At 34.7% G+C, this 13,379-nt stretch carries 13 protein-coding genes; 8 read left to right on the top strand and 5 right to left on the bottom strand.

Annotated elements, in window-relative coordinates; translation table 11 throughout:
* Window positions 1–113: 113 nt before the first annotated feature.
* Entirely contained in the window at window positions 114–2,456 is a 2,343-nt protein-coding gene (locus ACP5P5_RS10120) for a TonB-dependent receptor (RefSeq protein WP_428285989.1), read from the top strand.
* Between the two features lie 3 nt (window positions 2,457–2,459).
* A complete protein-coding gene (locus ACP5P5_RS10115; RefSeq protein WP_428285988.1) occupies window positions 2,460–3,233 on the top strand; it encodes a DUF4249 domain-containing protein in 774 nt (257 codons plus the stop codon).
* 9 nt (window positions 3,234–3,242) lie between these two features.
* Here ACP5P5_RS10115 and ACP5P5_RS10110 read toward each other — a convergent pair whose 3' ends face one another.
* On the bottom strand, window positions 3,243–3,944 hold the full coding sequence (locus ACP5P5_RS10110; protein WP_428285987.1) for an SAM-dependent methyltransferase: 702 nt from the start codon (window positions 3,942–3,944) through the stop codon (window positions 3,243–3,245).
* Between the two features lie 23 nt (window positions 3,945–3,967).
* On the bottom strand, window positions 3,968–4,780 hold the full coding sequence (locus ACP5P5_RS10105) for an EI24 domain-containing protein (protein ID WP_428285986.1): 813 nt from the start codon (window positions 4,778–4,780) through the stop codon (window positions 3,968–3,970).
* A gap of 119 nt (window positions 4,781–4,899) precedes the next feature.
* On the opposite strand from ACP5P5_RS10105, the gene ACP5P5_RS10100 reads away from it, so the two are divergent.
* Window positions 4,900–5,511, top strand: a complete 612-nt coding sequence (locus ACP5P5_RS10100; protein ID WP_428285985.1) for a DNA-3-methyladenine glycosylase — start codon at window positions 4,900–4,902, stop codon at window positions 5,509–5,511.
* A gap of 21 nt (window positions 5,512–5,532) precedes the next feature.
* Here the strand turns inward: ACP5P5_RS10100 and ACP5P5_RS10095 are convergent, their stop codons facing one another.
* The 3 genes from ACP5P5_RS10095 to ACP5P5_RS10085 form a co-directional block, all read right to left on the bottom strand.
* Complete coding sequence (locus ACP5P5_RS10095; RefSeq protein ID WP_428285984.1) at window positions 5,533–6,537, bottom strand: PorP/SprF family type IX secretion system membrane protein; 1,005 nt, start codon at window positions 6,535–6,537, stop codon at window positions 5,533–5,535.
* Window positions 6,538–6,692: 155 nt separating this feature from the next.
* On the bottom strand, window positions 6,693–7,346 hold the full coding sequence (gene upp, locus ACP5P5_RS10090; RefSeq protein WP_428285983.1) for a uracil phosphoribosyltransferase: 654 nt from the start codon (window positions 7,344–7,346) through the stop codon (window positions 6,693–6,695).
* Between the two features lie 188 nt (window positions 7,347–7,534).
* The gene (locus ACP5P5_RS10085) at window positions 7,535–8,218 is read right to left on the bottom strand and encodes a response regulator (RefSeq protein ID WP_428285982.1); all 684 of its coding nucleotides are present in this window, start codon (window positions 8,216–8,218) and stop codon (window positions 7,535–7,537) included.
* Window positions 8,219–8,542: 324 nt separating this feature from the next.
* Between ACP5P5_RS10085 and ACP5P5_RS10080 the strand changes: the two genes are divergently transcribed.
* From ACP5P5_RS10080 to ACP5P5_RS10060, 5 genes are all read left to right on the top strand, one after another.
* A complete protein-coding gene (locus ACP5P5_RS10080; RefSeq protein WP_428285981.1) occupies window positions 8,543–8,764 on the top strand; it encodes a hypothetical protein in 222 nt (73 codons plus the stop codon).
* 68 nt (window positions 8,765–8,832) lie between these two features.
* Window positions 8,833–9,066 (top strand): hypothetical protein, encoded by a 234-nt coding sequence (locus ACP5P5_RS10075; RefSeq protein WP_428285980.1) that lies wholly within the window; start codon window positions 8,833–8,835, stop codon window positions 9,064–9,066.
* 20 nt (window positions 9,067–9,086) lie between these two features.
* Complete coding sequence (locus tag ACP5P5_RS10070) at window positions 9,087–10,394, top strand: radical SAM protein (RefSeq protein ID WP_428285979.1); 1,308 nt, start codon at window positions 9,087–9,089, stop codon at window positions 10,392–10,394.
* Complete coding sequence (locus ACP5P5_RS10065; protein ID WP_428286061.1) at window positions 10,372–12,588, top strand: peptidase domain-containing ABC transporter; 2,217 nt, start codon at window positions 10,372–10,374, stop codon at window positions 12,586–12,588. The genes ACP5P5_RS10070 and ACP5P5_RS10065 overlap by 23 nt, the downstream gene beginning before the upstream one ends.
* A 104-nt stretch (window positions 12,589–12,692) precedes the next feature.
* A partial coding sequence (locus ACP5P5_RS10060) for a carboxypeptidase regulatory-like domain-containing protein (RefSeq protein ID WP_428285978.1) occupies window positions 12,693–13,379 on the top strand: 687 nt, incomplete at its 3' end.

The following is a 13,379-nucleotide window of genomic DNA, read 5'->3' as shown; positions in this document are numbered from 1 at the left end:
GTTTTTGTTCATACAAATGCATGATTTGCTATTATTTTATCCTGCATCTTTGCGCATGCAGCAACTAAATGCACAATTATTTGTTGTAATCACTACAAAAAATGAAGGGTATTATGCAGAAAACCGGCTTTGAGCGTATTTTCCTATGGTTATTATTCGTGGTAGCAGCATTCACTGCGCAGGCACAAAACAAGTTTACATTAAATGGAGTGGTTCGCGATAAAACATCGGGTGAATTATTAATTGGTGCTGTTATTCAATTAAAAGAAATACCGGGTATTGGTGTTACTACCAATGCTTATGGATTTTATTCTATTACTATTAAACCCGGTACTTATACCGTTATGGTGAGTTATGCGGGTTATGTAACCATTAATGAAAAAATTAATTTCAATAGTAACCGCGAACAAAATTTTAATATGGTTCCATTAACCAATACTTTGCAAGAAGTAGTGGTTTCTTCTAAAAAGAAAAACGAAAATGTAGCCAAGCCTTTAATGGGGGTTGATAAGCTGAATATGCGTGAAGTGAATCAGTTGCCGGTTTTATTAGGGGAACGCGATGTATTAAAATCCATACAATTATTACCGGGTATTAAATCGGCCGGTGATGGTAACAGCGGCTTTTTTGTAAGAGGGGGTGGTGCCGATCAAAACTTAATTTTATTGGATGAAGCCCCGGTGTATAATGCTTCGCACTTATTAGGGTTTTTTTCTACTTTTAATTCCGATGCAATTAAAGATGTTACCGTTTATAAAGGAGGTATGCCGGCGCAATATGGTGGCAGATTAAGTAGTGTGGTGGATATTAAAATGAAGGATGGTAATGATAAGGCATACCATGTGGATGGCGGTGTTGGCTTAATTGCCTCACGATTAACCGTGGAAGGGCCTATTGTAAAAAATAAAGGTTCATTTATTATTAGTGGTCGCAGAACCTATGCCGACTTGTTTTTAAAACTTTCGCCCGATTCAGCCATTAATACCAACACCCTATATTTTTACGACTTGAATTTAAAAGCCAACTATACCTTAAATAATAAAAATCATTTGTATTTATCCGGTTATTTTGGTCGCGATGTGTTGGGTTTTGGCCAAACTTTTGGCAGCGATTGGGGTAATGCAACCGGAACCTTGCGTTGGAACCATATTGTAAGTAATAAGCTGTTTTCAAACACTTCATTAATCTTCAGTAATTACAATTATGTTATTCGCATTAAATCGGGTACCGACCAGTTTAAAATAACTTCTAAAATTCAAGACTGGAATTTGAAGCAGGATTTTGATTACTTCATTAACAATAACAACAAAATAAAATTTGGAGGGAACATTATACACCATACTGTTTCTCCGGGTGCTATTACTGCCAGTGCTACTTCAAATTTAAAAAGTGCTACCATACAAAATCGCTATTCATATGAAAGTGCATTGTATGTATCGCACGAATTAAGTTTTAACGATAAACTGAATATTGTTTATGGATTGCGCCTTTCTAATTTATCGGCAGTAGGGCCGGGCAATTATTATCAGTACGATAGTAATGGCAATACTATTGATACCCTGCATGTACCTAAAGGGAAGGCCGTTGCCAGCTACTGGAATTTAGAACCTCGTTTCAGTGCCAGCTATTTGTTGAATACCAACGCCTCTTTAAAATTTTCCTACAATCGCAATGTGCAAAACTTGCATTTGCTCAGCAATTCAACCGTAGGGGCACCTACCGATTTATGGTTGCCCAGTACCAATAATGTAAAACCTGAAATAGCCGATCAGGTGGCCATAGGGTACTATAAAAATTCAAAAAATCAGGTATATGAATTTTCGGTAGAAACCTACTATAAATGGTTGCAAAATCAAATTGATTATAGAAATGGAGCCGACCTGCAAGCCAATGACAATGTAGAAAGTGAATTGATTTATGGTATTGGACGTGCTTATGGTATTGAGTTTTTTGCCAAGAAAAAAGTAGGAAAATTAACGGGTTGGATAGGTTACACTTTATCAAGAACGGAAAGGAAGTTTCCGGGTATTAACAACAATCAATATTTTCCGGCTCGGCAAGATCAAACACATGCTATTACCGTGGTAGGTATTTACCAGGTAAACCAGCGGTGGAGCCTTTCTGCAAACTGGGTGTACAATACCGGTAATGCCGTTACCTATCCCAGTGGCAAATACAGGGTAAACGACCAAACCGTGTTTCTGTATACTGAGCGGAATGGCTACCGTATGCCTGCTTACCATCGGTTAGATATTGCTGCTACTGTTCAAAATAAACACAACCCTTACCGTAAATACCAAAGCAGTTTAACTTTTGGTGTGTATAATGTGTATGGAAGAGAAAATCCTTATTTCATAACGTTTATTGATGATCCGAATAATCCCAATAAAACTGTAGCACAACAAACCTCATTATTCCGTTTTATTCCCAGCATTACCTGGAACTTTAAATTTTAACCTATGCGTGTAGTTGTATATATAGCATTGCTTTTTTTGTCAGTACTTTTCTCCTGCAAAAAAATTATCAATATTGATTTGAAAAATGTAGCCCCACAGTTGGTAATAGAAGGCACTGTAACGAATAGCTCTCCTGCCCAAGTATTGTTATCGAAAACGGTTAATTTTAGTGCTGATAATGTTTTTCCGCCTGTTACAGATGCAACAGTTACGATAAGTGATTTACATGGTAACGTATATCCATTGCTGCAAACTTCCCCGGGTACTTATACCAACAATAATTTAATAGGCACACCGGGTACTACTTATCGGTTGCAGGTAGTGCAGGGTGGGAATACTTATACTGCTTCCTCAACCATGCCGCAGCAAGTTAATTTAGATGCATTGCTAACGGATAATATTGTATTTGCAGGAAAAATAATTCCTATAATTCAACCGCAATACACCGACCCTGCCGATGTTGCCAACTACTATTGGTTTATTGAATACATCAATGGCGTTGAAAACAAGCGCATTTTTGTTTGGGATGATAATTTAACCAATGGTGGTGTTTCAACACGCCCTTTAATTGAGCCCGATAGTACCATTAATACCGGTGATACCATTATGGTAGAAATGCGTTGTATTGATAAACCCATTTATCAATATGTACGGGGTTTGCAAGATTTACAAAATAATGCTGCCACACCGGCTAATCCTACCAGCAATATCAGTGGGGGCGTATTGGGCTATTTTAGTGCTCATACGCGGCAACGTAAATCGGTTGTTATTCCATAATAATCGGTTTTAAGCTTGCAGTAAAAAAATAGCCGGACGTTTATGTAATGGCAACCGGGTGTACTTCCATTCGGCAATTGTTTGGGTAATAATTTGTTCGGTAGGGGCCGTAATATCAACTGCTATACAAAGCAGTGTATTAGCTTTGCAAACCTGCAGTATATCTTGTAACAAAGCCTGATTGCGATAAGGCGTTTCAATAAATATTTGCGTGCTGTTGTGTTGTTTAGATAATTGCTCTAATGTTTTCAATTTTTGTTTTCGTTCAACAGCATCAATTGGTAAATACCCTTCAAACGCAAATTGTTGTCCGTTCATGCCGCTTGCCATTAATGCCAAAATAATGGAATTAGGTCCTACCAAAGGGTGTACCGTTACCTTCAATTGTTGTGCAGTAGCTACTAAAATTTGTCCGGGGTCGGCTATGCCGGGGCAACCTGCTTCACTAACAATACCAATATTTTTTCCTTGCAGCAACAGTTGTTTAAAATGGGCAAGCACATCGCCCTCGGCTTTATGAATGGTAAACCAAGCATAATCATCAATTACCATTTCTTTCCATAGCAATTTAAAATAGCGCCGGGTGGTCTTTTCATTTTCTACAAAAAAAGCCTGGCATTGCTGAATAGCAGGTAAAAGATACCGGGGTAATGCAGTTAGTGCGTTATTGTATAAAGGAGCCGGAATTAAAAAAACGTTGCCTGGTTTCATGCCAAAGGAATAAAGTAATTGGTTTAATTTTTTTTGTGGGTTATGGAAGGTTTTCCGGGCACATAAATTTTAGGTGGTTCATCTTCATGTAATGGATACAATGCCAGTGTTGCTGCCACTACTGCATAAGCCGGAGCCAATACCCACCCTATAAACGGTAAAAAATGCATTAAGTAAAACACTAAACCATTGCCTATAGCAATTCCCCTGTGCGTTCCAATGTAATAAGCACTTTCACTCATATTTTTTTGGTGGCGTTCCATGCTATAGTCCAGCATAGAAAATCCGTAGTAATATGCTTCAATAAATAGGGCAATAATAGGTGTAATTAATCCGAATAAAGGTATAATGCTTAAAAACATCAATGCAATTAGATAAATGCTTTGCCATACCGCATTGCGAATGGCCAACCGAATACCCCTCCACATATCGGCACCTAATTGACGAAAGCTGAAGGGGTACTCCTGATGATTCATAATGGCTTCTGTTTTTTCGCTTAAGTAAGCAAATACCGGAGAGCCGACAATCAGGTAAAAATATTTGAAGAAGGAAAAGTAAAACAACATTTGCAAAAGCAATAAGCCTAAACTGGATAGGGTAAATAAAAATCCCAGCCAGGTACTTTGCATTTTATCTAACCAGTTTTTTAAACCTGTTTTTAAACTTAACCATTCAATAACGCCGCTGGTGGTGTGTAAAAAAAAGCCCATACTAAACACAAACAGCAAGGCGTATAAAATACCCGGTATAATAATCCACTTCCACAATTGGTGTTGTTTAATAAACCGATGTGCTTTGAAATAAGCCTGTACTGCTATAATAATTTCTTTCAGCAATGGGGGTTTTTATTACGAAAATAGCAGTTTCATTTTATTTATGCCATAAATGAATGCTAAAACATGGGCTAAATGGTTCAATGCCCTTAATACACTAAATTGTCAATGAATTGGTTATTATGGATATGCAAGTACTGCCACTTTCATTTTATTGGAATATGCATGTTACCGATGTGGCTAAAAGTTTATTGGGAAAGTTGCTGATTACTCATTTTCACCAACAACTTACTATTGGCCGTATTGTGGAAACAGAGGCCTATAATGGGGTGGAAGATAGGGCTTCACACGCCTTTGGAGGGCGCTATACGCCGCGTACCAAAACCATGTATGCACAGGGAGGTTGTGCCTATGTGTATTTGTGTTATGGCATTCATGAAATGTTTAATGTAGTTACCGGAAATGAAAATACCCCACATGCTATTCTTATCAGAGCCATTGAGCCGATAGCCGGATTGGCTATCATGCAGCAAAGAATGAAAAAAAATAAGGCTGATTATTCCATAGGTCGTGGACCGGGTAATGTTACCAAAGCCTTGGGTATAAACCGGCAACACAATGGTTGGCTATTAACAGGAAAGGATTTGTACATAGCCGATGATGGGTTTAAAGTTATGCCGGATGATATTATGGTTACACAACGGATAGGGGTTGACTATGCAGGGGAAGATGCTCTGTTACCCTATCGGTTTTTCCTGAAAAATAATCCTTATGTAAGTGGAAAGCAACGATGAGCCGATAAACTGATGAATGGTTTAAAACTTAGGACAACTAATGGGTTTGGCATCGCTGCGTTTTTGAATATAAATCAGCGATACTTCAATGCCACCTACACCTTGTGAAGCGGTTTTTAAAGAAGAGGTATTTACATCGTAGGAAGCACCCAATCGAAAGCTGCCATATTCTACCCCTACATACGGAATAATAGCATCTTTTAAACGCATCCATGCACCGGCATATACGCTAACATCCTGTTCTAAATTAAGGGTAGGGGTAAATTGAAAAGCCCCACCGATAACTGTTTCGGAAGCCCCGCCCTGAAAGCTTTGTAAAGCACTTAGGTGCAAAGTAGTATTATCACTAATGGGAAAATAGGTACCTGCATGAATGGTAGCCCTAGGGTTTAATGAATAGGTGGCACCGGTAAATGATTGCTGCGGACGTGTTATATGGTATAAACTAACACCTAGATAATAATTATTTCTTTCGCCGGTACTGCCATTGTATAATATACCGGCATTCACATCCATGTAATTCGATTTTAGGGTAGCTCCATTAAATACTTCGCTGGTAACACCGGTAAAGCCATTGCTGGTAAGTTGGTCTTCAAAAGTAAGCCCGGCCGTATTAATCATCATGTTGGCATAGGTTAATTGCACACCCAGGCCAATAGTATTGTTGCCATCTTCATCTAATCCTTTATGGTAAGCAGTAGAAACCGTTGCATAATTAAACTTTACGGCACCGTTGGCACTGTTATCATTATAGGCCATAAAGCCCAAGCCCCAAACATCGTTAGGTGCAATTTTATTTTGCATAATATGAAAATCAACAGAAGCAGTACCGGTTGTAAAGGCATTATTAATGGTAGGCCATTGGTTACGGTAATTACCGGCTACACGTAAGTTGCCATCAAACTTACCGGTAAAGGCAGGACTAAGGGTAAGCGGCGAAGAAAAAAACTGTGAAAAATGCGGGTCTTGTGCCCACAATTGCAGACATCCTAACAGCAGTAAGGTAAATAGTACAATTTTTTTCATGGGTACAGTGGCCAATGGATGAACAATTTAAACATAGCATGTTATAAAATGCAGTAACCCATCCTTGCCATTTATAAGTGATGAAAAACAGATATACAAAATACAAGAAATGCTGTATATCTTTTTATTTTGTTGAACAATTTAACAAAAAAAAGTTAGGATTGGTCTTTATATCCATAAGCCAAATCGCCGGCATCACCCAGTCCGGGCACTATATATCCTTTTGCCGTTAATTCGTCATCAATATCGGCACACCATAAATGGATGTTGGTGCCGCATTCTCTTTGTACAAATTCAATACCTACGGTGCAGGCAATGGCGGCCACTACATGTATGGCAGCCGGTGTATATTCCTGTTGAATGAATTGAATGGTTTTCACCAATGAGGCCCCTGTAGCCAGCATGGGGTCGGTAATAATAATGGTTTTATTGTCTAATGATGGGCAGCTCATGTATTCCAAGTTAATTTCAAAACTGCCATCGTGGTGGTGTTTACGGTAGGCTGAAACAAAAGCATTATCTGCTTTGTCAAAATAATTCAACATACCCTGGTGCATGGGTAAACCTGCCCGTAAAATGGTGGCTAATACCGGCTGTTCTAATAAAACTTTACTATTGTGAATACCCAATGGGGTAGGTGTTTCCACTTCATGCCAAGGCAATTGTTTACTAATTTCATACGCAGCAATTTCGCCAATGCGCTCTAAGTTGCGGCGAAAGCGCATACGGTCGGTTTGAACATGAATATTTCTGATTTCCGCCGTAAAATTACTTACCAAACTATGGGTATCACTTAAATTAACAATCATAGATAACAGTGCATTTAGGGTACTAAAATGCTGTAAAATAAAGGTAAAAAATTGGAAATGAAGGCATTTGCATTAGTTGCCTATGCCATTGCCTTAGATTTTATTGAAAATAGAGTGAATAAATAGTTAATGCACCTATTATTTTTTGGAAAAAGTGAATGCAGAAACCAGGTAAAGTATACTGAAAATTAGCCACGGAATACGCGGATAAGAAAGTTTTTAATACCATAGGCAATGATTTGCGCCTTATTAGTTGTATCGGCTTTTTCTGCTATTTTTTTTATATGGGTTTCAACGGTACGGTGCGATAAGTGCATAAGTTGGGCAATGGATTTGTATTGATGATGGGTAGCCAATAATTGTATTATTTTTTGTTCATGTTCAGAGAAATGGGGTGTGTGCCGGTGTTCTTTTTTTTCTTGTAACTGGCTTAATAATTTTTGTACGAGTGATTCCTCCCAAAAAGGGTCAATAAAAATTTTATTTTGTGTAACTGCATTAATAGCCATTTGTAAAGTAATGTTTTTTGGTATTTGCAATGAACCTTTTGCAATAACGGCGCTGGCACCAATATCTAATAATTCGGCCACATCTGCTTCTAACAATAAACCGGAAACAACAATTGTTTGAATGGAAGGGAAAAACAGTTTTATTAAACGGGTTAATGCCATACCATCAATTTCGGGCATTTGGCAATCGGTAATAACAATATCGGGTAAATAGGGGGTGGTATTTAAATGTTCAAAAAAATGATTGGGGTTAGTACTGGTATAAATACTGCCACACTCCTTTATTTTTTGGAGATGGTTTTTCACTAATTCCAAATCACGCAAACGATCATCAACAATGGCTGCGGAAAAAGGGGTAGCCATACAGGAATATATTTAATATTCCAATATTATGTAAAAGCAAATGAATTACAAAATTTTGTTTAGGGTTTTTAAAATAACGCAGAAATACGTATAAAATAGCGTAAAACTACGTACGTTTTTGTGGTTTTGAGTGATTATTTTTATCTCATATGTTTGGATGTACACCCATCATACCATTTACCGGTAAAAAAAGGGAAAACTGTTTGTTACAAAGGCCATGCAATAAACAGGTATTAGCCCCTTGCAGACAAGCAGGTAAAAAATCCGCTGAAGATCTGACCCCATGAGTGTTAGGCAGGGGAGGGGAAAATAAATATTAACAAAATGAAAAATACCAATGAACAAAAAAAATCTAAGCAATTGGATTTAAATGCCATTGAAGTATTATATGAAACTGAAAATGGGACCTTAATGGGTGGCTTTTCATTAGCTGCTTCCTTTAATCAGTTATCAATGTCAGATCCGGTTACAAATAATTGTAATGGAGGTAATTGTGTAAAAGGATGCCATCAGACAAATATAATTGCATGTGGCACGCATTTATAAAAAATGCCATTTTAGCACTGTCATTATTTTTTTTGATGACAGTGCTTTAAATATTTAAAATTAATTTTATGATAATTCATATTGAACAACTTACCACCAAAGAAAATGGACAATTAATAGGTGGTTTTTCATCTGCCCTTGAATGTACAAGTGGTTTAACGGATAATAATTTAATGAGTAATAATTGTAATAGCGGGAACTGTAAAGTTAATTGTTACAATAAAAAAACAACGAAACCTGCCACCGGAACCAATACAAATTGTAAAGGAAATTGTGTAAAGGGTTGTGGAAAACGACATTAAATAAAATAAATTATTTTTTTATGAAATTTAGTAAGTATAATAGTATTATACCTTATAATGATAAGTTTGCAATTTATAATGCCTTTTATCAAAAAGTAATTTTTGTAGAAAGTTTTTTGAAAGAATTATTAGAGGCTGCTATCTTAGAAGGAATAGAGGGATTGAAAGAAATACATCCAACATTTTATGAGTATTTAATAAATGAATCATTTATAGTAAACGAATCGGTAGATGAATTGCAACTGGTAAAAGACTTACGTTATAAAGTAGACTACAATCCTGAATTATTTTTTTTAACAATCAACCCAAGCATGAATTGCAACTTTAAATGCTGGTATTGTTATGAAACGCATGTAAAAGGTTCATCTCTTAACGAAACAATGATTGACAGTATAAATAAATTTTGCACGAAAATATTGCAAAAAAAGGCTTTAAGGCATTTTACATTGTCTTTTTTTGGTGGCGAGCCACTATTGTACTTTAAAAGAGATGTGATTCCCATCATAAATCATTTTTTACATGAAGTAAAGCAAACAAATATTGAGTATGATATTGGATTTACAACCAATGGTTATTTGGTTAGCCAGGAGTTTATTGATTATTTTAAAAAAAATAAAATAAGTTGTGGTTTGCAAATTACTTTAGATGGGTACAAAGAAAAGCATGATATGGTTCGTTTTGTAAGCGCATTAAAAGGTTCATATAGTAAAATAATTGAAAATATAAAACTTCTACTTAACAATCATTTTTTTGTACGCCTTCGTATAAATTACACTGATAAAAACATACATGATATATATAGAATTGCAGAAGAGTTTGACGATATTGAACAGGAAATTAAGGATAAATATCTGATATTTGATTTTCATAGAGTATGGCAAAATGAAGCATTAGATGATACAGATATTCATTTGGCAGATAATGTTAAACGTATCCGCAATAAAAAAATGAATGCAACCACCAAAAATTCACCCAATAATGTACATGCTTCCTGTTATGCTGATAAGCTGAATAGTGCAGTTATTAATTATAATGGTGATATATTTAAATGTACTGCACGTGATTTTACAAGCCAAAACAGGGCGGGCTATTTAAGTCGTGAAGGCGATTTAGTTTGGGAAGACGGTTATTTAGAAAAAAGAATGAACTCAAAATTCCAAAATAAACCCTGTCTTTCTTGCAGGATACTGCCCCTTTGCAATGGAGGTTGCTCACAGCATGCTTTAGAGGCTTTAGAAAATGAAGAATATTGTGTTTATAATGGCGATGAAAATCAAAAAAACAATGTTATAAAAGAGAAAATTGATGAAATTTTGGCGATTCAATAGTAACAAAATCAAGTTTGTTCATCAACTGGAAAGTGTTGATTGCGGTCCGGCTTGCCTTGCAATGATTGCACTTTATTATAATCAAAAGATTCCGATACAACATATTAAAAAGGCTTGTGAAATCACTCGAATGGGTGTTTCAGTTCAAGATATTATTAATGGGGCATTAAAAATTGGGTTTAATGCTAAGGGAATTAGATTGACCATTGAACAATTGATAGATATATCAATACCCTTAATTTTATTTTGGAAACAGGAACACTTTGTTGTTTTGTATAGGATTAAACAAAAAAAGAATGGTAATTATGAATTTTACTTAGCAGATCCAGCATATGGGAAAATTCGAATAGATCAGGAAGCTTTTCAATCTGAGTGGCAGGGAACAAATTTAAAAGGCGTTGCTATTTATGTAGAAGATAAAAAATATAGTAAAAAAATCAATTTTTCAAAGTTAGTAAATGCTAAGAGTAAAGAATTTAATTATAATATTAAAAACTTTTTACTTCTTAATAAAGGGAAATATTTATTAGCTGCAATTTTATTAATTCTTGGTTTACTTGCTAACTGGGCAATGCCGTTTTTTTTTCAGAAAACAATTGATAAAGGTATTTTAGGTAAATCAGTTTCCTTAGTCTGGATACTGCTTATAGCACAATTTATTTTATTTTTTAGTAATTTTTTAGGTGAGTTATTCAGTGATTTGATTTTAACAAAAATGAATTATAACCTTTCTATTCAGTTAAAAGAAAACTTTTTGTACAAATTATTAAAATTGCCTATTCAGTATTTTGATACCAGACTTAATTCAGATACGCTTATTAGGATAAATGAACACTCAAAAATTCAATCATTTATTACTTGGAAAGGGTTAGGTTTTTTAATTGACATATTAAATTTCATAATTTTTTCTGTTATTCTTTTTTTTATCAATCCATTGGTGTTTTTTCTTTTTTTTGCTTTCAGCTTTTTCTCTGTATTGTGGATCAGCTTTTTTCTCAATAATCGAAAAATATTAGAGTATGCAATGTTTTTGAAGCAATCTGAAATGAATAATTTTTTGTATGAATTTATCATGAATATGCCAGAAATTAAAGTATTTTCTGCTCAAAATACTAAAATAAAAAAAATTACATATTTACAGGAAAAATTAAATCATTTGAATTTAAAGTCATTATTTTTAAATATGTATCAGCTAATAGGTGCCAATTTTTTTTCTAAAATAAAAGAACTATTGATAATAGGGCTTTGCGCATATTTAATAATACATAACAAAATGACGGTTGGTTCTTTATTAAGTATTACCTATATACTTGGTCAACTAAATGGCCCTGTAATGAACTTTACAAATGATGTAAAAGAATTTCAGGACACAATAATCGCTAAAGAAAGAATTGAGGAAGTATATTCTGAATCGGAGGAAGCATACACGGAAAAAGAAACATCACCTTCGGCTATTGCATCAATCAATCTGGAAAATGTTTCATTTAAATATCCGGGAAGCTTTAATCCGTTTGTCCTTCATAATATTAATTTACAGATACCTTCAAATAAAATTACTGCTATTGTTGGGAATAGTGGAAGTGGTAAAACTACCTTATTAAAACTACTTTTAGGTTACTATAAACCAACAAATGGTAATATATTTTTGAATAATTTAGATTTATCTGAATTAAATGGAAATGAATGGCGATTGCGATGCGGTAGTGTGCTACAAGATGGACATATTTTTGCCGGCACCATTGCACAAAATATAGCAATAGCTGATGAAAATATCGATATTGAAAAAATCATTGAAGCATCGCGTATAGCATGCATTTACGACTTTGTTTTGAGCCTGCCTATGAAATTTGATACTAAGGTTGGTTCTGTAGGGATGCAATTAAGTGGTGGTCAGAAACAGCGTATACTAATTGCAAGAGCTATTTACAAAAATCCGGAATTTATTTTTTTTGATGAAGCCACTAGTTCTTTAGATGCAAACAATGAAAGAGAAATAATGGATAATTTGAATAAATTCTTTCATGGAAAAACTGTTGTTATTATTGCGCATAGGTTGAGTACTGTAAAAAATGCAGATAAAATTATTGTTTTAAATAACGGAAGAATTATAGAACAAGGCAATCATGAAAAATTAGTATATAATAAAAGCCATTATTTTCAATTAATAAAGAACCAGTTAGAATTAGGCAATTGAAATGAATAAATTTTAACTAAAAATGCAATATGGATTGTTTAATTAATTTTTTTCTCAAAAAAGTACTCTATATTTTACTATTTTCAATTTGTTCAATACCAGCTTTGAGTCAGTATTCTATTCATGGCAATATAAAAAATGCTGTTGATAAGCCTATCCTATTAGCTACGATTCTTGTTCAAAAAGATAGTGTATTAATAGGTGCGGGGGTATCAGACAGTTTAGGTAATTTCTCTGTTCCATCTTTACCTAAAGGTCGGTATTTGCTGGTTTGTAAAAGCCTTAACTACAATACTTTTATGCAAACTATTACACTAAATAGTGATGCCCATTTGCAAATTACGCTTGTTGATTCTGTGCATACATTAAAAGATGTTTCAGTTAATGCTAAAAAACCGCTTTTTGTAAAAAGGGGCGATCGTTTTGTTTTTACACCCAATAAATGGGTGGCAGCCGGTATCAATGGATTACAGTTAATGCGTTATGTACCATTGGTAATTTATAATGAAAATGATGACTTTTTTTCAATTATTAATAAAACTAATACTACTGTGTATATTAATAATAGAAAAAGCAATTTGCCAAGGCAAACAATCATTGCTATGTTAAAAGCGCTTCCTGCTGAAAATATTAAAAATATCGAAATAATTACCAATCCTGGAAGTGAATATAATGCTGATATTACAGGAGGAATCATCAATATAAATATTTCCAGAAATTTAAATGAAGGATGGATGGGCAATATTCAGTTAAACACGCAGCAAAGTGTTTATAATACTTCTCAATTAAAT

Origin of the sequence: Hydrotalea sp. (assembly GCF_049968455.1) — a bacterium.
In the GTDB taxonomy this organism is placed as follows: Bacteria; Bacteroidota; Bacteroidia; order Chitinophagales; family Chitinophagaceae; genus Hydrotalea.
This window is presented reverse-complemented; position numbering and strand designations above follow the sequence as displayed.

Excerpts from the sequence above, each read along its gene's own strand:
- ACP5P5_RS10120 (WP_428285989.1), top strand. The coding sequence starts at position 114 with ATGCAGAAAACCGGCTTTGAGCGTATTTTCCTATGGTTATTATTCGTG.
- ACP5P5_RS10115 (WP_428285988.1), top strand. The coding sequence starts at position 2,460 with ATGCGTGTAGTTGTATATATAGCATTGCTTTTTTTGTCAGTACTTTTC.
- ACP5P5_RS10110 (WP_428285987.1), bottom strand. The coding sequence starts at position 3,944 with ATGAAACCAGGCAACGTTTTTTTAATTCCGGCTCCTTTATACAATAAC.
- ACP5P5_RS10100 (WP_428285985.1), top strand. The coding sequence starts at position 4,900 with ATGGATATGCAAGTACTGCCACTTTCATTTTATTGGAATATGCATGTT.
- ACP5P5_RS10095 (WP_428285984.1), bottom strand. The coding sequence starts at position 6,537 with ATGAAAAAAATTGTACTATTTACCTTACTGCTGTTAGGATGTCTGCAA.
- upp (WP_428285983.1), bottom strand. The coding sequence starts at position 7,346 with ATGATTGTTAATTTAAGTGATACCCATAGTTTGGTAAGTAATTTTACG.
- ACP5P5_RS10085 (WP_428285982.1), bottom strand. The coding sequence starts at position 8,218 with ATGGCTACCCCTTTTTCCGCAGCCATTGTTGATGATCGTTTGCGTGAT.
- ACP5P5_RS10080 (WP_428285981.1), top strand. The coding sequence starts at position 8,543 with ATGAAAAATACCAATGAACAAAAAAAATCTAAGCAATTGGATTTAAAT.
- ACP5P5_RS10075 (WP_428285980.1), top strand. The coding sequence starts at position 8,833 with ATGATAATTCATATTGAACAACTTACCACCAAAGAAAATGGACAATTA.
- ACP5P5_RS10070 (WP_428285979.1), top strand. The coding sequence starts at position 9,087 with ATGAAATTTAGTAAGTATAATAGTATTATACCTTATAATGATAAGTTT.
- ACP5P5_RS10065 (WP_428286061.1), top strand. The coding sequence starts at position 10,372 with ATGAAATTTTGGCGATTCAATAGTAACAAAATCAAGTTTGTTCATCAA.